The organism is Streptomyces sp. NPDC056361, assembly GCF_042262805.1.
In the GTDB taxonomy this organism is placed as follows: Bacteria; Actinomycetota; Actinomycetes; order Streptomycetales; family Streptomycetaceae; genus Streptomyces.
On sequence record NZ_JBHJQI010000162.1, the window covers coordinates 1 to 19,249 of the forward strand.

The 19,249-nt window shown below is 71.1% G+C and carries 17 protein-coding genes; 7 read left to right on the forward strand and 10 right to left on the reverse strand.

Annotated features, from left to right (window positions below):
• Window positions 1–37: 37 nt before the first annotated feature.
• From ACFCY7_RS34605 to ACFCY7_RS34625, 5 genes are all read right to left on the reverse strand, one after another.
• The gene (locus ACFCY7_RS34605) at window positions 38–391 is read right to left on the reverse strand and encodes a DoxX family protein (protein WP_376490035.1); all 354 of its coding nucleotides are present in this window, start codon (window positions 389–391) and stop codon (window positions 38–40) included.
• 99 nt (window positions 392–490) lie between these two features.
• Window positions 491–1,057, reverse strand: coding sequence for a Uma2 family endonuclease (locus tag ACFCY7_RS34610; protein ID WP_376490036.1), 567 nt, complete (start codon window positions 1,055–1,057; stop codon window positions 491–493).
• 187 nt (window positions 1,058–1,244) lie between these two features.
• A complete protein-coding gene (locus ACFCY7_RS34615; protein WP_376490037.1) occupies window positions 1,245–2,234 on the reverse strand; it encodes an intradiol ring-cleavage dioxygenase in 990 nt (329 codons plus the stop codon).
• A gap of 80 nt (window positions 2,235–2,314) precedes the next feature.
• Window positions 2,315–2,581: a DUF397 domain-containing protein gene (locus ACFCY7_RS34620; RefSeq protein WP_376490038.1), complete on the reverse strand. Its 267-nt coding sequence runs from the start codon at window positions 2,579–2,581 to the stop codon at window positions 2,315–2,317.
• Entirely contained in the window at window positions 2,578–3,453 is an 876-nt protein-coding gene (locus ACFCY7_RS34625; RefSeq protein ID WP_376490039.1) for a helix-turn-helix domain-containing protein, read from the reverse strand. Before ACFCY7_RS34625 ends, ACFCY7_RS34620 begins: the two co-directional genes overlap by 4 nt.
• Before the next feature lie 155 nt (window positions 3,454–3,608).
• Here ACFCY7_RS34625 and ACFCY7_RS34630 point away from each other — a divergent pair, with 155 nt between their 5' ends.
• The 3 genes from ACFCY7_RS34630 to ACFCY7_RS34640 all read left to right on the forward strand — a co-directional run bounded on the left by ACFCY7_RS34630 (window position 3,609) and on the right by ACFCY7_RS34640 (window position 6,217).
• Entirely contained in the window at window positions 3,609–4,088 is a 480-nt protein-coding gene (locus ACFCY7_RS34630) for an ATP-binding protein (protein ID WP_376490040.1), read from the forward strand.
• Window positions 4,089–4,304: 216 nt separating this feature from the next.
• On the forward strand, window positions 4,305–5,300 hold the full coding sequence (locus ACFCY7_RS34635) for a helix-turn-helix domain-containing protein (RefSeq protein WP_376490041.1): 996 nt from the start codon (window positions 4,305–4,307) through the stop codon (window positions 5,298–5,300).
• Between the two features lie 17 nt (window positions 5,301–5,317).
• Window positions 5,318–6,217, forward strand: a complete 900-nt coding sequence (locus tag ACFCY7_RS34640; RefSeq protein ID WP_376490042.1) for a hypothetical protein — start codon at window positions 5,318–5,320, stop codon at window positions 6,215–6,217.
• Between the two features lie 162 nt (window positions 6,218–6,379).
• Here the strand turns inward: ACFCY7_RS34640 and aspS are convergent, their stop codons facing one another.
• Entirely contained in the window at window positions 6,380–8,188 is a 1,809-nt protein-coding gene (aspS, locus tag ACFCY7_RS34645) for an aspartate--tRNA ligase (RefSeq protein WP_376490043.1), read from the reverse strand.
• A 170-nt stretch (window positions 8,189–8,358) separates the two neighbouring features.
• Between aspS and ACFCY7_RS34650 the strand changes: the two genes are divergently transcribed.
• A complete protein-coding gene (locus ACFCY7_RS34650) occupies window positions 8,359–10,479 on the forward strand; it encodes a SpoIIE family protein phosphatase (protein ID WP_376490044.1) in 2,121 nt (706 codons plus the stop codon).
• Between the two features lie 44 nt (window positions 10,480–10,523).
• On the opposite strand, the gene ACFCY7_RS34655 is transcribed toward ACFCY7_RS34650, so the two are convergent.
• Entirely contained in the window at window positions 10,524–11,855 is a 1,332-nt protein-coding gene (locus ACFCY7_RS34655) for an alpha/beta hydrolase (RefSeq protein WP_376490045.1), read from the reverse strand.
• Between the two features lie 226 nt (window positions 11,856–12,081).
• Here ACFCY7_RS34655 and ACFCY7_RS34660 point away from each other — a divergent pair, with 226 nt between their 5' ends.
• Window positions 12,082–12,894 carry an MBL fold metallo-hydrolase gene (locus ACFCY7_RS34660; RefSeq protein WP_376490046.1) on the forward strand — a complete coding sequence of 271 codons (813 nt, stop codon included), beginning with the start codon at window positions 12,082–12,084 and terminating at the stop codon, window positions 12,892–12,894.
• A gap of 94 nt (window positions 12,895–12,988) precedes the next feature.
• On the opposite strand, the gene ACFCY7_RS34665 is transcribed toward ACFCY7_RS34660, so the two are convergent.
• The 3 genes from ACFCY7_RS34665 to ACFCY7_RS34675 all read right to left on the reverse strand — a co-directional run bounded on the left by ACFCY7_RS34665 (window position 12,989) and on the right by ACFCY7_RS34675 (window position 15,747).
• Window positions 12,989–14,062: an AI-2E family transporter gene (locus tag ACFCY7_RS34665; protein WP_376490047.1), complete on the reverse strand. Its 1,074-nt coding sequence runs from the start codon at window positions 14,060–14,062 to the stop codon at window positions 12,989–12,991.
• 94 nt (window positions 14,063–14,156) lie between these two features.
• Window positions 14,157–15,119, reverse strand: coding sequence for a pirin family protein (locus tag ACFCY7_RS34670; RefSeq protein WP_376490048.1), 963 nt, complete (start codon window positions 15,117–15,119; stop codon window positions 14,157–14,159).
• Window positions 15,120–15,243: 124 nt separating this feature from the next.
• On the reverse strand, window positions 15,244–15,747 hold the full coding sequence (locus tag ACFCY7_RS34675; RefSeq protein WP_376490049.1) for an SseB family protein: 504 nt from the start codon (window positions 15,745–15,747) through the stop codon (window positions 15,244–15,246).
• A 144-nt stretch (window positions 15,748–15,891) separates the two neighbouring features.
• Here ACFCY7_RS34675 and ACFCY7_RS34680 point away from each other — a divergent pair, with 144 nt between their 5' ends.
• Complete coding sequence (locus tag ACFCY7_RS34680; protein WP_376490050.1) at window positions 15,892–17,721, forward strand: acyl-CoA dehydrogenase; 1,830 nt, start codon at window positions 15,892–15,894, stop codon at window positions 17,719–17,721.
• A gap of 179 nt (window positions 17,722–17,900) precedes the next feature.
• On the forward strand, window positions 17,901–19,208 hold the full coding sequence (locus ACFCY7_RS34685; protein ID WP_376490051.1) for a M18 family aminopeptidase: 1,308 nt from the start codon (window positions 17,901–17,903) through the stop codon (window positions 19,206–19,208).
• Window positions 19,209–19,249: the final 41 nt, after the last annotated feature.

The window sequence follows — 19,249 nt, forward strand, 5'->3', positions numbered from 1 at the left end:
GCCCCGGTGCTCGGGGCGGCGGCCTTCTTCTTGGTGCTCACCAGGTCAGGGCCAGGGCGGCGACGGCGGGCGCCATGTAGACCAGCGGGAAGGGCGCGTGGCCGTAGGCGCGGGCCCTGAGCACGGTGATCACGGCGCCGGCGAAGTACAGGATCAGCCCTATCGCGGCGAGGGTCCCGATCACCGGGACCCAGAACCCGACGACGAGCCCGACGGCCCCGGCGGCCTTGGCGGCACCGAGCCAGTTCCACCACGTACGCGGCACCCCGTACTCGGCGAGCGGCTCGACGACGAACTTCGCCTTGAAGAAGATCGACGCCCCCGAGAACCCGGCCATGAACGCGGCGACAGCGGTGACGACTACGGCGGTGGTGGACATCTCGGCGACCATCTCTTCGGCTCCTTAGGCCTTCTCCGTGTCCGCCTCGACCGAGCCGGACACTGCACTGACGGAGCGGGGCCGAGAAGTGTGACCACCCGCGCGGGAACCTCAGCCGACCCAGTTCTTCAGCGGCTCCGTGTCGAGCTCCATCCCCACCGGCTCCGGCAGCGTGACCGTCTTGCCGAACGGCACGGTCGCGACCATCTCGTACCGCTCCCCGTCCGGCTGGGAGTGGACCTTGACCTCGCCCGCGGTCCTGTCGATCAGCAGGTAGACGGGGATGCCGGTCTCGGCGTAGGCACGCGGCTTCTCCACCCGGTCACGCCGCCCGGTGTCCGAGTCGCCGGAAGTGACTTCGACGGTCATGAGAACCCCGTCAGGACTGGCCCACTCTCCCTGACCGACGAAGGTGTCGCTCGGCGCGAGACAACCGTCGGGACGAGCGTTGCCCTTGCGGTACTTCTCGATCCGCAGCCCTTGATCGGGATAGAGCCACCAGCCGGCGTCGACCTGAATGCACAGGCGCGTGAGCCACTCGATGATCCGCCCGTGGTCGCCGTCCGGCGCGGCCTTCTCCGCAATCTTCCCGTTGATGAACTCAAGGCGCAGGGACTCGTCCACACGCTCGCCAAGACGGGCGAGTTCCTCGAACCCCTCCTGCGTCAGGACGCTCACGGCGGACTCCTCCCGGGTCGTTGGCGCCTTCCACGGTGCGTACTCCCCGGTCTGCGAGACCGGGTTCGTCACTGTCGCCGTGGAAGGCACGCTGGCATATGCCACGGCCGGCGCAGCGGGAAATCCTCGGCCTTCACCCCTGCGGGTGACACGGCTGTCCGACGCGCCGGCGCGGGAGACGCCCGGGTCAGGCGGAGGGCGAGGCCGAGGCTCCCGGCTGCGCTCCCGCGTCGGTCCCCGTGTGGGTCTCGTCGGGGTCGACCCCCATCGTGAGCGTGGCCCGGACGCCCTTGGCGATCTTCCCCTTGGGGTACGCGAGGGTGAGCAGGCCGCCCTCGGCGCCGTTGCCCGGGTAGATGGTGTCGTCGTCGAGAGTCGTGCGTTCGGTGGTGCTGGTGGAGTACGGGGCGACCTCCGCCGAGTCCAGTACGGCGCTCTCGGCGAAGAACAGCTGGCCGGTGTGGCAGGTGTGCCCGCCCTCGTACCCGGCCTTCGTCATCTTCCCGCCCACGTGCACCTTGGTGTGGACGTGCACGCAACGCCCCCGGTACCAGCCGGGGAAGACCGTCCGGAACTCCACGTACCCGTGCTTGTCGGTGAGCTGCGTGCCCCGCAGGTACCGCTTGTCGTCGGTCGGCTCCTCGTGCCCGCCACCCCCACCGCCGCCGGGGCCGCCGGTGGGCGGGGTACCAGTGGGCGGCGTACCGGTGGGAGCGTCGGTCGGAGGCGTCCCGGTCGGAGGCGTGCCGCCCCCGGGAGCCCCGCCACCACCGCCCGTGCTGAGACTCTCGTACCCGGAGTAGATCCCGAGTGCGTCGCAGTGCCAGATGTCGACGGCGGCACCCTTCAGCGGCTCGCAGGTGTCGGAGTCGATCACCTTGAGGCGCAAGGTCATCGGGATGCCCTCACGATCCTCGGTGATGTCCCTCCGGATCTTGTCCGCGTCGATGTAGTACGGGCCTTCGGTCGTCTCGGAGGTCAACCGGTAGCAGACCTCTCCGCCTTTGCCCTTCGCCTTGGCCTCGTCCCGTCCCCCGGCCGTCCCGGCGGAGGCCGACGCCACCGCGGCGGTCCCGATCCCGGCGGCGACCACCGCCCCTCCACCGAGCACCATCAGCCGCCGCCGCGTCATGTCCTTCTTGTGCGCGGGCCCCTGGAATTCGCTCTTCTCGCTCATGCCCCGGACGCTAGGCACCGACCCTGTCAGGGGCATGGGCATGGGCTGTGACTTGCTGTGGACGGGACGGGACGGGCCGGTCAGCCGCCGGTCGCGTAGGCGACGAACCCGGCCCAGGACCCGGCGGAGACGGCGAGCTGGGGCCCGCCGGTGTCCTTGGAGTCGCGGACGTGGACGGTGGCGGGAGTGGTGGCGACCTCGACGCAGGACTCGCCGTCGGTGCCGCCGCTGTAGCTGCTCTTGCGCCAGGCGACCTCGACGCAGGACTCGCCGTCGTTGCCGCCGCTATAGCTGCTCTTGAACCACGCCAGTTCGGAAGCGTCCCCGGCGGAGGCATTGCGGATCATGTCTCTCCCAGCAGTTGCTCAATGAGGGCCAGCGACTCCCGTGGGGGGAGGGCCTGCGCCCGGATGGTGCCATAGCGCAGCTCAAGGATGCGGAGCTGCCTCAGGTCGGAAACCGGCCGCCCGCTGAACGCTCCATCGGAGCGCCCCACCGCCGTACCGTCCGCGAACTTCAGCAGCTCGATCCTGCCGTCCAGACCGGAATGAACCTCGCTGCGCGTCGGCATCACCTGGAGCGTGACGTTACGCAATCGGCCCACCTCCAACAGACGTTCGAGCTGCCCTCGCCACACCATTGTGCCTCCGAGGGGGCGCCTCAACGGGGCCTCTTCCAGCACGAAACTGAGCGCGGGCGCAGGATCCCGCTCGAATACGGACTGCCGGGCCACACGAGCGGCCACCATGCGCTCCACATCGTCTTGCGAGTACGGAGGCTGCGCCGCCTCGATCACGGCCCTGGCGTGCTCCGGCGTCTGCAACAGACCGGCGATGATGTTGCACTCGTACACCCCGATCTCCACCGCCGTACCCTCCATCTTCGCCAGCGCCCGCACCTTCTTCGGGTACCGGACCTTCGCCACGTCCTCCTTCATGGCCGAGAGCAGGCCACACGCCCCCAACACCTCGTCCGCCTTGTCCAGGAACTCGGGGCGTGGGATCCGCTTCCCGCTCTCGATCTTGTAGATGAGGTCCTCGCCGTAGCCGGTGGCCGCCCCCACCTCGGCGGCGCGCATTCCCACCGCTTCCCTCCGAAGCCTCAACTGCCGTCCCACGGTGGCGACGACAGCCACACCCCAGTCGTCGTCCGGGTCGACCTCCCACCCCGGCTCGTCCGCCTCGCTCTTGAGTCGCTGCGCCCCGCCATCCACCGACATACCCGCACCCTTCCCTCACCCCTTCACGGCGCGGCACCCCTACCCCGGGGGCGGGTCCGGACAGCCCGGACAGCAGTGGACAAGCCCCGGACAGTCACCGTACGCATCGACGCCGTCACTGTTCACGCTAGGCGAGGGCGGCCACGCTCAGTGACGTGAATCAGAAGAACACCACCCAAGTACCCCCCTCACCAGCCCACTTCGGCGTCCTCCTCTCGCCCACTCCCCGCGGAGCCCGCCTCGCGCGCCTGCTCGCGGTGGAGTGGCTCCGGGACAGGGAGTTGCCGTACGGCGTGACCGAGGCGGCACCGCAGGTCGTGGCCGAGCTGGCGGCGAACGCGGCGACGCACGGCAGGGTCGGCGGCCGGAACTTCCGTCTCGTGCTGCGGACGTCGCCGCAGAGCCTCCGGATCGAGGTGACGGACACCCGGGCGGAGACCCTTCCTCGGCTCCGTACGACGCCGCCGGACGACGACGGTGGGCGCGGAATGCTACTGGTGGAGGCGCTCGCGGACCGGTGGGGCGTGAGGCTCGGGCCCGTACCGCAGAAGACGGTGTGGGCCGAGTTCGACGTCACCGGATCACCGGGGTCCAAGGGCCTGGTCACCGGTGCCGTGGTCGGTCTCCCTAAGTAACCCGAGAGAGAAAGAAACCCCTCCAAGCCCCACCCTTTCCCTCCCGGAAGCGGGCTCTCACTCACACGAGTGAAGAACGCCAACTCGGCTGGCTAAGTGGTGGGTTGTTTGATCTACGCTCTGCCCAACAGAGCCGAACGCAGACATGCGTCGGCCCTCGCCGGGACGGCCATCCCAGTGCGAGGGCCTGACCACCAAGGAAGAGAACGCTTCCCGATGGATAGCCAGAACCCTAGCGCCCAGGCGCCCGCCGCGTCCCGTGACGAGGCCAAGAACCACCCTTCCCGGGGGACTTCGGCCGGAGTGGTGCACGAGAACACACCTCACTCCACTCACTTCACGGTCGTCGGCAACCACCTCGCCCAGCACGAGGCGCTCTCGCTGACGGCGATCGGACTCGCGACGCACATCCAGTCGCTGCCGGCCGGATCCCCCGTGGACATCAGGTCACTGGCCCGCCGCTTCCCGGAGGGCAGGACCCGGATCTCCGCCGCCCTGCGCGAGCTGGAGGCCCATGGCTACCTGCGCCGCAGCAAGGACCGCACGCCGGCCGGACGGATGGTGACCCGCACGGTCTCCTGCAACCGCCCGGGCCGTACGGGCGGGGGCCTCGGCCGCACGAGCGCCCCCTCCAGCCGCACCGGCGGCGGGGACGGCCCCCGGCCGAGGCCCGAGCCGGAGCCCCCACCACGACGCCGGGAGACGCAGGAGCCCCCACCACGCCGCCGGGAGACACAGGCGCCCTCGCCCCGACGGCGCGAGACGCAGGAGCCGACGTCCCGACGGCGCGAACAGCGGGAACCCCGCCGACGCGCCGCCCTACCGGCCGTTCCGCAGCCCGCCTACCCCACGCCCGACCTCCTCCGGACGGCCGTCGGGGTCCTCTGCGACCTCCGCAGGACCGACCCCCGCCTCCTGATCTCCGCCACGGACGCCGAACACCTCGCACCGGGCGTCGTCACCTGGCTGGAGCGCGACTTCACCCCCGAATCCGTCCACCGCGCCCTCACCACCACCCTCCCCCCGGAACCCCTCCACCGCCCCGCCGCCCTCCTCGCCCACCGCCTCGCGGCCCAGCTCCCGCCCCTACCGCCCTTCCGCCCGCCGCGCGACCCGGCCACCCGGCACCCCCTCCAGAACTGCGACATCTGCGACCGCGCCTACCGAGGCCCCGAACCGGGCACCTGCGCCGGCTGCGCACGCAGCACGTGACACTCCGGGGAACCTCCATGGTCAACCCGCCCCACGAGGCGCTGCACCGGATCTTCCAGCAAGACCCCATGCTCTTCAGCCGCCTGTCACGGCAGCTGGGAATCCGGCTGCCCACCCCCGTGGAAGCCGTCCTCCTGCCCACCGACCTCACCGAGACGAGACCCGTCGAACGCCGCGTGGACACCCTCCTGAAGCTCGACGGCGCGGCGAAGGGCTCCCTGCTCCTCGCCATCGAGTCCCAGGGCAAGAAGGACCCCGACAAGCACGCGAGCTGGGCGTACTACGCCGCTTACCTGTGGTCGAAGTACCGGCTGCCGACCGCTCTGCTCGTCGTCTGCCAAGACCGGGCCACAGCCGAATGGGCCGGGCAGGAGGTGGCGAGCGGGCCGCCCGACATGCCCACCCTCGTCATCCGCCCCACCGTCGTGGGCCCGCACAACATGCCGGTGATCACCGACCCGGTCCGGGCCCGGGGAGACCTGGCACTGGCCACCCTGGCGACCCTCACCCACGCGGGCGATCCGGGCATCGGTGACATACTGAAGGCACCTTCCACCGCACTGCGCGACCTGCCCGAGGACGTCGCCGACCCCCTCATCGAATTCACCGCGCAGGGGCTGAGCAAGCGCCCGGCTCAGGAGATCTGGAGGAACCTGGTGGCCACGGACCTCTCCTTCTACAAGTCGTACCTCTCCGAAGAACTCCGGGAGGAAGGCCGAACCGAGGGCAAGGCCGAAGGTCGCGCCGAGGCCAGCGCCGCCGCCGTACTGCTGGTTCTGGAGCAGCGCGGCCTCGACGTTCCCGACGACGTTCGCGCCCGCGTCACCACCTGCGACGACCTTGAGACACTGCGCCTCTGGCTCACCCGCGCGGTCACGGCAGCCACGGCCGAGGAGATCTTCGCGGACGACGCGTAGGGGTCCGGTCGTCCGCGCCACCCGCATACGCGGCCGGGCCGCCTGACGAGTGCGTTGCCGACCATCGACCGCCTGACAACCGACTCGGCCGACCTCCGCCACGCATGCCGAAGGGCCCGGAATCCGAGGGGATTCCGGGCCCTTCCGCGTCAGACGGGGTGCTTAGCGCGCCGCGTCCGGGTGGACCGCGTCCGTGATGTCGGTGGTCTTCTTCTCGACGGGCTTGCGGAGCTGGATGTTGAGCTCGCGCAGGCGGGACTCGTCGAGCTCGGTGGGGGCGCCCATGAGGAGGTCCTGGGCGTTGCCGTTGAGCGGGAAGGCGATGGTCTCGCGGATGTTGGGCTCGTCGGCGAGGAGCATGACGATGCGGTCGACGCCGGGGGCGATGCCGCCGTGCGGCGGGGCGCCGTACTCGAAGGCGCGGAGCATGCCGGCGAACTCGTGCTCGACGGTCTCCTTGGAGTAGCCGGCGATCTCGAAGGCCTTGAACATGATCTCGGGCTCGTGGTTCCGGATGGCGCCGGAGGAGAGCTCGATGCCGTTGCAGACGATGTCGTACTGCCAGCCGAGGACGTCCAGCGGGTCCTGGGTCTCCAGGGCCTCGAGGCCGCCCTGCGGCATGGAGAACGGGTTGTGCGAGAAGTCGATCTTGCCGGTCTCCTCGTCCCGCTCGTACATCGGGAAGTCGACGATCCACGCGAAGCGGAAGACGTTCTCCTCGAACTGGCCGGCGCGCTTGGCGGCCTCGACCCGGACCGGGCCCATGATCTTGGAGACCTCGTCGAACTCGCCGGCGCCGAAGAAGATCGCGTGGCCGGGCTCCAGACCGAGGCGCTCGGTCAGGACCTTGATGTTCTCCTCGGTGAGGAACTTGGCGATGGGGCCGGTCAGGGCGCCCTCGTCGCCGACGCGGACCCAGGCCAGGCCCTTCGCGCCGAGGGAGACCGCGAAGTCGCCGAGCTGGTCGAAGAACTTGCGGGGCTGGTCGCCCGTGTTCGGGACGGCGAGCGCGCGGACGTGCTTGCCGGCGAAGGCCTTGAACTCCGACGCCTCGAAGACGTCGGAGATGTCGACGAGTTCGAGGGCCGTGCGCAGGTCGGGCTTGTCGTTGCCGTACTTGAGCATCGACTCGCGGAACGGGATCCGCGGGAAGGGGGAGGTGACGTGGCGGCCGCCGCCGAACTCCTCGAAGAGCTCGGTCATGAGCTTCTCGATGGGCTGGAAGACGTCCTCCTGCTCGACGAACGACATCTCGACGTCGAGCTGGTAGAACTCGCCCGGCGAGCGGTCGGCGCGGGCGTCCTCGTCGCGGAAGCAGGGCGCGATCTGGAAGTACCGGTCGAAGCCGGAGATCATCAGCAGCTGCTTGAACTGCTGGGGCGCCTGCGGGAGGGCGTAGAACTTGCCCGGGTTCAGGCGGGACGGGACGACGAAGTCGCGGGCGCCCTCGGGGGAGGTCGCGGCGAGGATCGGGGTCGCCATCTCGTTGAAGCCGAGGGCCACCATCTTGGAGCGGATGGAGGCGATGACGGCGGAGCGCAGCATGATGTTGCGGTGCATGCGCTCGCGGCGCAGGTCGAGGAAGCGGTACTCCAGGCGCCGCTCCTCGTTGACACCGTCGTCCGTGTTGATGGTGAAGGGGATCTGCTTGGCGGCGCCCAGGACCTCGACCGTGGCGGCCTCGATCTCGATCTCGCCGGTCGACAGCTCGGGGTTGACGTTGTCCGCGCCGCGGGAGACGACCTTGCCGTCCACGCGGACGACGGTCTCCTTCGTCAGCTTGTCGAGGACCTCGGCGGCGGCGGTGCCGGGACGGGCGACGAGCTGCGTGATGCCGTAGTGGTCGCGCAGATCGATGAAGAGGATGCCGCCCAGGTCGCGCCGATTGTGCAGCCAGCCGCTCAGCCGGACGTCGGTGCCGACGTCAGAGGCGCGGAGCTCGCCGCAGGTGTGGGACCTGTACCGATGCATCGTCGTTCATCCAGTCTTCGGGATCTCGGTGGTGGGCGACCGCCCTGTGGCCCCTGTCACGGATGTCACAGGACACGAGGGCAGACCCACCCAGAGTACCGGCCGGGCCAAGATCGAATTTCGAATACTCTCGGTGGCGACCTGGTGTCCGATATTCATAAAGTGGGGCAATGCGCACCGAGGACGTCCTGGCCGCGATCGCGACGGGCCTGTGGCGCTGGGACAACGCGTCCGGGATCGTCTCGCTCGACGGTGAGGCAGCCCGGCTGCTCGGGCTGCCCGCGGAGCCGGTGCGGCTGACGGAGGCGGCCGTGCGGTCGCGTTTTCATCCGGTCGACTGGAACGAGATCGACGGGGTGGTGAACCTCGCGGTCGCGGAGGGCACGCTCGCCGAGGCGCGGCTGCGGATCATGGACGAGCACGGGCGGGTGATCCGTACCGTTCGGAGCAGGTCGAAGCCGCTGATCGAGGGGAACGACTACCAGCTGGTCGGCACGATCCAGGAGGTGGCCGAGCAGCTGCCGGGCACGGCGGCGCGGACGCCCATCACGGGTGACTGGCGCCGTTCGCGGGAGGCGTTCCTGCTGGACGCGGGGCGGGCGCTGGCCGAGGCGCGGTCGACGGCCGAGGTGCTGCGGGTGGCGGCGTCGCTGTCGATGCCGGGGTTCTCGCCGGACGGGCTCGCGGTGTTCGGCGTGGCGGGCGACCGGCTGACGGTGATCGGGCACCACGGGCACAGCGAGGGCGACGAGGGGCCGTTCTCGTCGATGTCGGTCGGTACGGACTATCCGGCGGCGGAGGTCGTACGGACGGGGCGGGCGATCTACCTGCCGTCGCCGGACGAGTACCTGCGCCGCTTCCCGATGACGTGGCCGCTGGCGCAGCGCTTCGGGCGGCGGTCCTGGGCGTTCGTGCCGCTGGTGGTGGCGGGGCGGACGATGGGCGCCTGGATGGCGGCTTTCAAGCACCCGGTGGCGTTCACGCCGGACGAGCGGTCGGTGCTGACGACGGTGGCGCGGATGCTGGCGCAGGCCCTCGCACGCGCGGGCGTGGCGGAGTCGGAGCGCGAGCTGTCGCTGGGCCTCCAGCGGACGATGATGCCGGTGCTCGGGCCGGGGATCCCGGGCATCCAGGTGGCGGCCCGGTACGTGCCGACGGGCGGCGGGCTCCAGGTCGGCGGCGACTGGTACGACATGATCCGGCTGCCCGGCGGCACCTCCCGCACGGGCGGGCGGGGCGCGGGGCGGATCGCCCTCGTCATCGGCGACGTCCAGGGGCACGACGTGCGGGCGGCGGGCCTGATGGGGCAGCTGCGGATCGCGCTGCGGGCGTACGCCTCCGAGGGGCACCGGCCGGACGCGGTCCTGTCGCGGGCCTCGCGCTTCCTGTACGGGATCACGGACGGGGACGACGCGGAGGAGAACGGGGGTCCGCGGTTCGCGACCTGCCTGTACCTGGAGGTCGACCTGGAGACGGGGACGGTCGACATCGCGCGGGCGGGGCATCCGGACCCGGCGGTCCGGATGAACGACGGAACGGTCCTGCTGCGGCCCACGGCCGGCGGCCTGCCCCTCGGCATCGACCCCGACACCGACTACCCGACGACCCGGCTCACCCTGGATCCCGGCGAGACCCTGATGATCTGCACCGACGGTCTCCTGGAGACCGGCGGCCACGACCTGGACAGCGGCTGGGAGCGCGTCAGGGCGCTCCTGGAGAAACACGACGGCCAGGACCTGGAGCACCTCGCCGACACGCTCGTGGAGGCCGTCCACGGGCCCGGCTCGCACCACACGACGGGCCCGCTCGCCGACCGCCGCGAGGACGACATCGCCGTCCTGCTGCTGTCCCGCCGACCCGCGGGCCCGGCGGTGGAGGCCCCGCGCCGCACCCTGATGACGATCGCGCAGGCGGAGCCGGAGCGGATCGCGGAGGCGCGCCAGCAGCTGCGGCAGCTGCTGCACGACTGGGCGGACGAGGACCAGGTCGACTCGGCGGTCCTGATGGTCTCCGAGATGGTCACCAACGTCCTCGTCCACACGGACGGCGACGCCCTCCTGGTCGCCGAGGTCGCCTGCGCCGAGAAGTCCCGCCGGCTGCGGGTCGAGGTCTCCGACACCAGCGACGAGCTGCCGCACAAGCGCCACCCGGGCGAGATGGCGTCGAGCGGCCGCGGCCTGGTCCTCATGGGGATGCTGGCGCACGCGTGGGGCGTCGACCCGCGCGGCGAGGGCAAGGCGATCTGGTTCGAGCTGAACGAACCCCCGTCGGAGAACGGCTGCTGCGGCTAGGCCGTGTCCGGACGGTCCCGCCCGACCCGATCGGCAGGACACCCCTAGCCGCGTGCCAGCCTGTCGAACCAGCGCACGATCTGCGGACCCGCCAGCTTGAAGGAGCCGTTGTGGTCGACCTTCCCGTGGTCGATCACGGGGGCCCGCACGCCGTTGCGGGCGAGGTCGGCCGCGCAGCTGACGGAGTTGGCGATCACCACGTCCGTGTCGCCGGCCGCGGTGTGCAGCCGTACCGGGACGTCGGGCTTCCAGTCGCAGGTGCCGTCCTGTGCCTTGAGCGCGGTCAGCAGGCCGCCGGTCGGGTGGCCCAGCCGCTCGCGGAAGTCGTCGGTCAGCAGCTCCTTCACCGAGCCGGGGAGCTTCGTGACGATGTCCTCCTCGGTGTGCCGGGTGTCGAAGAGCTGCTCCACGTACCCCGCGTACGGCTGCCGGAACGCCTCGGCCGGGTCGGTGTAGACGGGGTGGAGCCGGTTCTGCGCGGTGAGGAAGTACGCCATGTAGAAGACGCCGCTGATGTCGTTGACCCGGCCGTCGAGCAGGGCGGGGACCTCGGCGCCCCGGAGGTCGTACGGTCCGGCGACCGGCGCGAGGGCCCGCAGCCTGAAGTGCCGGTCCGCGCCCCGCGCGAGCTCGCGGCCGAGCGCCATGGCGACCTGGCCGCCCTGCGAGAACCCGGTGCCGTACACGTCCCCGGTGAGCGGCCTGCCGAGCGCGGCCGCGGCGGTCCGGGAGGCTCGCAGCATGTCGAGCGAGGCCGAGACGGAGGAGGCGGTGTCCATGTACGGGTGGAGGCCGGGCCCCTTGCCGAGCCCGAGGTAGTCCGGGGCGGCGACGGCACGGCCCGCGGCGGCGTGCAGATAGGGCGCGTAGAGGCCGAAGTCCTCGGCGACGGACGGCGCGTAGTCGCGGTGGACCATCGTGCCGTGCGTGTCCGCCACCAGGTCGAGCCGCCGCTCGCCGCCCCGGGGAAGCACCAGCAGGCCGGTGGCGGTCGTCGGCGCCCCCTGCGGCGTCAGCGTCCGGTAGGTGAGCCGGTAGCCCCGTACGCCGTGGCGCACGGTCGACGCGTCGATGCCGGCGCCCTTGAGGAACGCGGTCACCTCGGTCCGGCTCAGGTCGCCGACGGGGGTGACGCCGAGGAGGGTTCCGCGCCCGATGGTCTGCTGGACCGGGACCGGGACCGGCACGGGACGGGGTTCGGACGCGGCGAACGCCGGGGCGGCGGCCAGGGCGGTGACGACGGCGGCAGTCGCGGCGGCGAGGGACCGGCGCGCCCTGCGGCGGCGCACGGACCGACCCGCGCGGGTGGGCGTCGCGGCGTGGGGCGTGGCCTGACTCGTCGTGCGGGTCGTCGTGCGGGGTGTCGTCTGGGTCATGGCGGAGACGCTACGGAGCCGGTGGTCACCGGGACATCCGACGGCCCCCCGGCGAGGAGGGTGGCCAGCCCCACCCCGGAACCGGGGAATCCCCCTGGACGGGGGCGGGTGGAACCTTGCGGCGACGGGTGATCGGAACCGCCGCCCGCGGGTCCCGGCGGGCGGCGGGGATCCCCGCGGCGCAGACTGGATGGGTACGGCCGCCGGGGGGACCACGGAGCTTGCCATGGACACCCACAAGGTCGGCAGTGACACCACGGTGATCGCCGACAGTCTCGAAGTGCCGGGCATCGGGCACGTGCCGGCGAACGCGTTCGTGCTCACCGCCGCCGAGCCGGTCGTCGTCGACACCGGACTCTCGCTGGAGGACCGCGACTTCCTCGCGGCGCTCGGCGGGGTCATGGAGCCGGCGGACGTGCGCTGGATCTGGCTGACGCACCCCGACCGGGACCACACGGGCGGGATCTTCGACCTGCTGGAGGCGGCGCCGCGGGCACGCGTGGTCACGACGTTCCTGGGCTTCGGCATCATGTCGACCGAGCGTCCGCTGCCGATGGACCGGGTGTACTTCCTGAACCCGGGGCAGTCGCTCGACGTCGGCGACCGGACGCTGCACGCCTTCCGACCGCCGCTCTTCGACAACCCGTCGACGGTCGGGTTCTACGACGACCGGACCCGGATCTGCTTCAGCTCGGACTGCTTCGGCGGGCCGATGCCGAGCGCGGAGATCGCCGAGAGCGGGCACGCGAGCGACCTGAAGCCGGAGGAGCTGCGGCAGGCGCAGCTGCTGTGGGCGACGATCGACAGCCCGTGGGTGCACGTGGTGGACGCGGAGAAGTACCGGGCGACGATCGCGCCGCTGCGGGAGATGAACCCGGAGATCGTGCTGTGCACGCATCTGCCGCCGGCCGTGCGGATGACGGACCGGATGCTGGAGACGATCGCGGCGGCGCCCGACGCCGACCCGTTCGTGGGCCCGGACCAGGCGGCCCTGGAGCAGCTCCTGGCGTCGTTCGAGCCGGGCGGTCTCCCGGCCTGATCAGTGGTCCGGTCCCAGCCTCGATCAGCGGTCCGGCCGCGGCCTCGATCAGCGGTCCGGTCCCGGCCTGATCAGTGGTCCGGTCCCGGCCTGATCAGTCGGCTTCCGGTTCCCCCGCCGGCTCCGGCGGGGCCCCGTACCGCCTGCGCAGTTCGCTGAGGACGCCCGTCGCCGCGGCCGTGAGCGGGACGGCCAGCAGCATGCCCAGGATGCCCGCGACGGACGCGCCGGCCGTGATCGCGAGCATCACCGCGGCCGGATGCATCTGCACGGTCCGGCTCTGCACCATCGGCTGGAGCAGGTAGCCCTCGATCATCTGGACGGCCAGGACGATGGCGAGCACCCACAGCGCGATGGCGAAGCCCCGGTCGGCGAGGGCGACGAGGACGGCGACCGCGCCGGAGAGGAAGGCGCCGAGGTAGGGGATGTAGGCGGTCACGAAGACGAGCGCGGCGAGCCCCACCGCGCCGGGCACGTCGAGGACGACGAGCCCGACGCCGATGAGGACGGCGTCGACGAGGGCGACGAACGTCGTCCCGCGCATGAAACCCTCGACGGCCTCGAAGGCGCGGCGGGCCATGGCCTCGACGAGGTCGCCGGTGGCGCGGGGGACGAGGGAGCGCAGGGTGCCGACGGCCCGGTCCGAGTCCCGTAGGAAGAAGAAGATGAGGACCAGGGCGAGGGCGGCGGTGGCGATCATCCCGCCGACCACGCTGAGGCCGGTGAGCACGCCGGACGCGGCTGTTCCGCCGAACTCCTTGAGGAGGCCCTCGGCGTTCTTGGCGAGGTCGTCGAGGGAGGTCCCGGCCGGGCCGAGGTGCTCGGCGATGTCGGTGGCGGCCTGCCGGAGCGAGGCGATGATCTGGTCGCCCGTCTCGATGAGCGCGGCGACGACGATGTACGTGGCTCCGCCGACGACCGCGAGGACGGCGACCACGGTGAGCGCGGCGGCGAACGACTTCCTGACCTTGAGCCGGACCAGGTGCCGGTAGAGGGGGCCGAGGAGGGCGGTGCCGAGGATCGCGAGGAGGACGGGCGTGACGACCGTCTCGAAGACGACGCAGAGCCAGATCCCGACGGCGGCGACCCCGGCGGCGAGCAGCAGGACGACGCACCAGGCGGCGGCCCGTCGGACGGGTTCGGGGAGGAGCGCGGGCGGCGTCTGCACCCGTCCACCGGACCACGTCCGTCGGCGTGTCGTCGCGCGCTGACGGCCGGACGGGTGACACCCCGTCAGCGGCCGTCTGCGCGGTGCGCGGGCCTTACTCGCCCATGCCGTGGACCGCCGGGATGGTGCCGAGGCGGCCGGCCTGGAAGTCCTCGAAGGCCTGGCGGAGTTCGTCCTGGGTGTTCATGACGAACGGGCCGTAGTGGGCCATGGGTTCGCGGATGGGCTGCCCGCCGAGGAGGACGACCTCCAGGTCGGGGGTGTGCCCGTCCTGCTTCTCGTCGGCGCGGACGGTGAGGGCGCCGCCCTTGCCGAAGACGGCGGTCTGGCCCATGTGGACGGGCCGCCGGTCGGTGCCGACGGTGCCGCGGCCGGCGAGGACGTACGCGAGGCCGTTGAAGTCCTCGCGCCAGGGCAGGTTGATCTCGGCGCCGGGGCGGAGGGTGGCGTGGATCATCGTGATGGGGGTGTGGGTGATGCCGGGGCCCTGGTTGCCGTCGAGCTCGCCGGCGATGACGCGGAGCAGCGCGCCGCCGTCGGGGGAGGTGAGGAGCTGGACCTGGCGGCCGCGGATGTCCTGGTAGCGGGGGGCCATCATCTTGTCGGCGGCGGGGAGGTTGACCCAGAGCTGGAGGCCGTGGAAGAGGCCGCCGCTGACGACGAGGGACTCCGGCGGGGCCTCGATGTGGAGGAGGCCCTGGCCGGCGGTCATCCACTGGGTGTCGCCGTTGGTGATGGTGCCGCCGCCGCCGTTGGAGTCCTGGTGGTCGAAGGTGCCGTCGATGATGTAGGTGACGGTCTCGAAGCCCCGGTGGGGGTGCCAGGGCGTGCCCTTGGGCTCGCCGGGGGCGTACTCCACCTCGCCCATCTGGTCCATCATGATGAACGGGTCGAGGTACTGGTAGTTGATCCCGGCGAACGCGCGGCGGACCGGGAAGCCCTCCCCCTCGAACCCCTGGGGGGCCGTGGTGACGGCGAGCACGGGGCGGGAGACGGCGTCGGCCGGGGCGGCGACGCGCGGCAGGGTGAGCGGGTTCTCGACAGTCACAGCGGGCATGACCGGACCTCCTAGGTGCGACCTTGTACGTCCACTTTAGTTGAACAATGAACTTCTTGCCACCCGGAACGCGGAACGCCCGGGAGGAATTCCTCCCGGGCGCCCTCGCAGGTACCAGCGTCGGTCAGCCGTACATCCGCCGCATCGCGAAGTCGACCATCTGCTCCACGGCCTTCGCGTCGAAGACCATGCGGTGGTCGCCCTCCATGTCGAGGACGAAGCCGTAGCCGGTCGGCAGCAGGTCGATCACCTCGGCGCCGGTGATCACGAAGTACTTCGACTCCTTGCCCGCGTACCGCCGCAGCTCCTTGAGCGAGGTGAACATCGGGATGACCGGCTGCTGGGTGTTGTGCAGGGCCAGGAAGCCGGGGTTGTCGCCGCGCGGGCAGTAGACCTTCGAGGTCGCGAAGATCTGCTGGAAGTCCTCCGGCGCGAGCGTGCCGGTGGTGAACGCCCGTACGGCGTCGGCGAGCGAGGGCGGCGACGGCTCCGGATAGAGCGGCGCCTGCTGCTGCCCGTACACGCCCCCCGGCATGCCGGCCTGCATGCCCCCCTGCGGCGCGTACTGCCCCTGCGGCGGCGGCGCGTACTGCTGCTGGGCACCCGGATTCTGCTCGTAGCCGTACATGGACCACGAGCCTACTGCGTCACAGATGACCGGATAGGGGTTGCCCTTATTACCGGTGGGTAGCATCATCGTAGAGAGCGTGTTTGCTACTCGCTGGTACGTGTAAGAGGAACCTGCCTCCCCGAGCCTTACGGAGCCGTCGCCATGGGGCACTACAAGTCGAATCTCCGCGACATCGAGTTCAACCTCTTCGAGGTGCTCGGCCGCGACAAGGTGTACGGCACCGGTCCGTTCGAGGAGATGGACGTCGAGACCGCGAAGAGCATCCTCGACGAGATCCGCCGCCTCGCCGAGAACGAGCTCGCGGAGTCCTTCGCGGACGCCGACCGCAACCCGCCGGTCTTCGACCCGGAGACCAACACCGCCCCGGTCCCGGCCTCCTTCAAGAAGTCCTACAAGGCCTTCATGGACTCGGAGTACTGGCGCCTCGGCATCCCCGAGGGCATCGGCGGCACGACCTCCCCGCGCTCCCTCGTCTGGGCGTACGCGGAGCTCCTCCTCGGCTCGAACCCGGCCATCTGGATGTACTCCTCCGGCCCGGCGTTCGCCGGCGTCCTCTACAACGAGGGCAACGAGGCGCAGAAGAAGATCGCCCAGATCGCGGTCGAGAAGCGCTGGGGCTCCACCATGGTCCTCACCGAGCCCGACGCCGGCTCGGACGTCGGCGCCGGCCGCACCAAGGCCGTCCAGCAGGAGGACGGCTCCTGGCACATCGAGGGCGTGAAGCGCTTCATCACGTCCGGTGAGCACGACATGGAGGAGAACATCCTCCACTACGTCCTCGCCCGCCCCGAGGGTGCCGGCCCCGGCACCAAGGGCCTCTCCCTCTTCCTCGTCCCGAAGTACGAGTTCGACTGGGAGACCGGCGAACTGGGCGCCCGCAACGGCGTGTACGCCACCAACGTCGAGCACAAGATGGGCCTCAAGGCCTCCAACACGTGCGAGATGACCTTCGGCGACCAGCACCCCGCCAAGGGCTGGCTCATCGGCGACAAGCACGAGGGCATCCGCCAGATGTTCCTCATCATCGAGTTCGCCCGCATGATGGTCGGCACGAAGGCGATCTCCACCCTCTCCACGGGCTACCTCAACGCCCTGGAGTACGCCAAGGAGCGCGTCCAGGGCACCGACCTGGCCAACTTCATGGACAAGGCCGCCCCCAAGGTCACCATCACGCACCACCCCGACGTCCGCCGCTCTCTGATGACGCAGAAGGCGTACGCCGAGGGCATGCGCTCCCTCGTCCTCTACACGGCCTCCGTGCAGGACGAGATCGCGATCAAGGAAGCGGCCGGCGAGGACGTCAAGGCGCTGCACGGCCTGAACGACCTGCTGCTCCCGATCGTCAAGGGCTACGGCTCCGAGAAGGGCTACGAGCAGCTCGCGCAGTCGCTCCAGACCTTCGGCGGCTCCGGCTTCCTGCAGGAGTACCCGATCGAGCAGTACATCCGCGACGCCAAGATCGACACCCTGTACGAGGGCACCACCGCCATCCAGGGCCAGGACTTCTTCTTCCGGAAGATCGTCCGCGACCAGGGCGCCTCCCTGAACGCGCTGTCCGAGGAGATCAAGAAGTTCCTCGCGGTCGGCACCGGCGGCGACGACCTGGCCGGCGCCCGCGACGCGCTCGCCAAGGCGGCCGTCGACCTGGAGGCCATCGTCGGCACGATGATCACCGACCTCACCGCCACCGGCGAGGACGTGAAGAACATCTACAAGGTCGGCCTGAACACCACCCGCCTGCTGCTCGCCTCCGGCGACGTCGTCGTCGGCTACCTGCTCCTCAAGGGCGCGGCCGTCGCCGCCGAGAAGCTGGCCGCCGGCGCCACCGGCAAGGACGTCCCCTTCTACCAGGGCAAGATCGCGGCCGCGAAGTTCTTCGCCGCCAACGTCCTGCCGGGCGTCGGCGCCGAGCGCGCGCTCGCCGAGGCCGTCGACGGCTCGGTGATGGACCTGGACGAGGCCGCGTTCTAACCGACGCCTCTCGTCCTGCCGGTACGGCCCGTCCCCGGGGAGGGGGGCGGGCCGTACCTCCTTTTTCCGGAGCTCGGTTCGCCTCCGGGGGCACCTGGGCTCCGGCCCCTTCACCCCCGGTGACCGTTCCTTTTCCGGGGCCCCGTCCCCGTATTCCGGGCCGTGCGTAAGGTGACCCCATGAGCAGCGCAGCTTCCCGTCCTACCGCCGGCCCCTTCGACCGCGGCCACACCGACGACCTGATGGCCTTTCTGACGGCCTCGCCGACGCCGTACCACGCGGTGGCGACCGCCGCCGAGCGGCTGGACAAGGCCGGCTTCCACCGCGTCGAGGAGACCGCGGCGTGGGACGGGACGACGGGCGGGAAGTACGTGGTCCGCGGCGGCGCGATCATCGCCTGGTTCGTGCCGGAGGGCGCCGCCCCGCACACCCCGTACCGGATCGTCGGCGCGCACACCGACTCGCCCAACCTGCGCGTGAAGCCGAAGCCCGACATGGGCACGCAGGGATGGCGACAGGTCGCCGTCGAGATCTACGGCGGCCCGCTGCTCAACAGCTGGCTCGACCGCGACCTCGGCCTCGCCGGCCGGCTCACCCTCCGCGACGGCTCCCAGACGCTGGTGAACATCGACCGGCCGCTGCTGCGCGTCCCGCAGCTCGCCGTCCACCTGGACCGCGGCGTCAACGACGGCATGAAGCTGGAGCGCCAGCGCCACATGCAGCCGATCTGGGGCCTGGGCCCGGTCCACGAGGGCGACCTGATCGCCTTCGTCGCCGAGGAGGCGGGCGTCGACGCCGAGGACGTGACCGGCTGGGACCTGATGGTCAGCGCCATCGAGGCGCCCGCCTACCTGGGCCGCGACCGCGAACTCCTCGCCGGTCCGCGGATGGACAACCTGATCTCGGTGCACGCGGCCGTCGCCGCGCTCATCGCCGTGGCGGGCCGCGACGACCTCGCGTACATCCCCGTCCTCGCCGCCTTCGACCACGAGGAGAACGGCTCCGAGGCCGACACCGGCGCCCAGGGCCCGCTCCTCGGCAACGTCCTGGAGCGCTCGGTGTACGCCCGCGGCGGCGCCTACGAGGACCGCGCCCGCTCGCTCGCCGGCTCCGTCTGCCTCTCCTCCGACGTCGGCCACGCCGTGCACCCCAACTACACGGAGCGCCACGACCCGACGCACCACCCGCGCCCCAACGGCGGCCCGATCCTCAAGGTCAACGTCAACCAGCGCTACGCCACCGACGGCGCGGGGCGGGCCGCGTTCGCCGCCGCCTGCGAGAAGGCCGGCGTGCCGTGGCAGTCCTTCGTGTCCAACAACGACATGCCCTGCGGCACGACGATCGGCCCGATCACCGCCGCCCGCCACGGCATCACCACGTTCGACATCGGCATCGCCTGCCTGTCGATGCACAGCGCCCGCGAGCTCTGCGGCGCCGACGACCCGTACCTCCTCGCGAACGCCCTGGTCGCCTTCCTGGAGGGCTGACCACCCGCAGGACGACGACGGCCCACCCGCAGGACGCGGGT

What these genes read in the sequence shown, in the direction of transcription:
- ACFCY7_RS34605 (WP_376490035.1), bottom strand. Translation starts at nt 391, where the DNA reads ATGGTCGCCGAGATGTCCACCACCGCCGTAGTCGTCACCGCTGTCGCC.
- ACFCY7_RS34615 (WP_376490037.1), bottom strand. Translation starts at nt 2,234, where the DNA reads ATGAGCGAGAAGAGCGAATTCCAGGGGCCCGCGCACAAGAAGGACATG.
- ACFCY7_RS34620 (WP_376490038.1), bottom strand. Translation starts at nt 2,581, where the DNA reads ATGATCCGCAATGCCTCCGCCGGGGACGCTTCCGAACTGGCGTGGTTC.
- ACFCY7_RS34625 (WP_376490039.1), bottom strand. Translation starts at nt 3,453, where the DNA reads ATGTCGGTGGATGGCGGGGCGCAGCGACTCAAGAGCGAGGCGGACGAG.
- ACFCY7_RS34635 (WP_376490041.1), top strand. Translation starts at nt 4,305, where the DNA reads ATGGATAGCCAGAACCCTAGCGCCCAGGCGCCCGCCGCGTCCCGTGAC.
- ACFCY7_RS34640 (WP_376490042.1), top strand. Translation starts at nt 5,318, where the DNA reads ATGGTCAACCCGCCCCACGAGGCGCTGCACCGGATCTTCCAGCAAGAC.
- aspS (WP_376490043.1), bottom strand. Translation starts at nt 8,188, where the DNA reads ATGCATCGGTACAGGTCCCACACCTGCGGCGAGCTCCGCGCCTCTGAC.
- ACFCY7_RS34650 (WP_376490044.1), top strand. Translation starts at nt 8,359, where the DNA reads ATGCGCACCGAGGACGTCCTGGCCGCGATCGCGACGGGCCTGTGGCGC.
- ACFCY7_RS34655 (WP_376490045.1), bottom strand. Translation starts at nt 11,855, where the DNA reads ATGACCCAGACGACACCCCGCACGACGACCCGCACGACGAGTCAGGCC.
- ACFCY7_RS34660 (WP_376490046.1), top strand. Translation starts at nt 12,082, where the DNA reads ATGGACACCCACAAGGTCGGCAGTGACACCACGGTGATCGCCGACAGT.
- ACFCY7_RS34670 (WP_376490048.1), bottom strand. Translation starts at nt 15,119, where the DNA reads ATGCCCGCTGTGACTGTCGAGAACCCGCTCACCCTGCCGCGCGTCGCC.
- ACFCY7_RS34675 (WP_376490049.1), bottom strand. Translation starts at nt 15,747, where the DNA reads ATGTACGGCTACGAGCAGAATCCGGGTGCCCAGCAGCAGTACGCGCCG.
- ACFCY7_RS34680 (WP_376490050.1), top strand. Translation starts at nt 15,892, where the DNA reads ATGGGGCACTACAAGTCGAATCTCCGCGACATCGAGTTCAACCTCTTC.
- ACFCY7_RS34685 (WP_376490051.1), top strand. Translation starts at nt 17,901, where the DNA reads ATGAGCAGCGCAGCTTCCCGTCCTACCGCCGGCCCCTTCGACCGCGGC.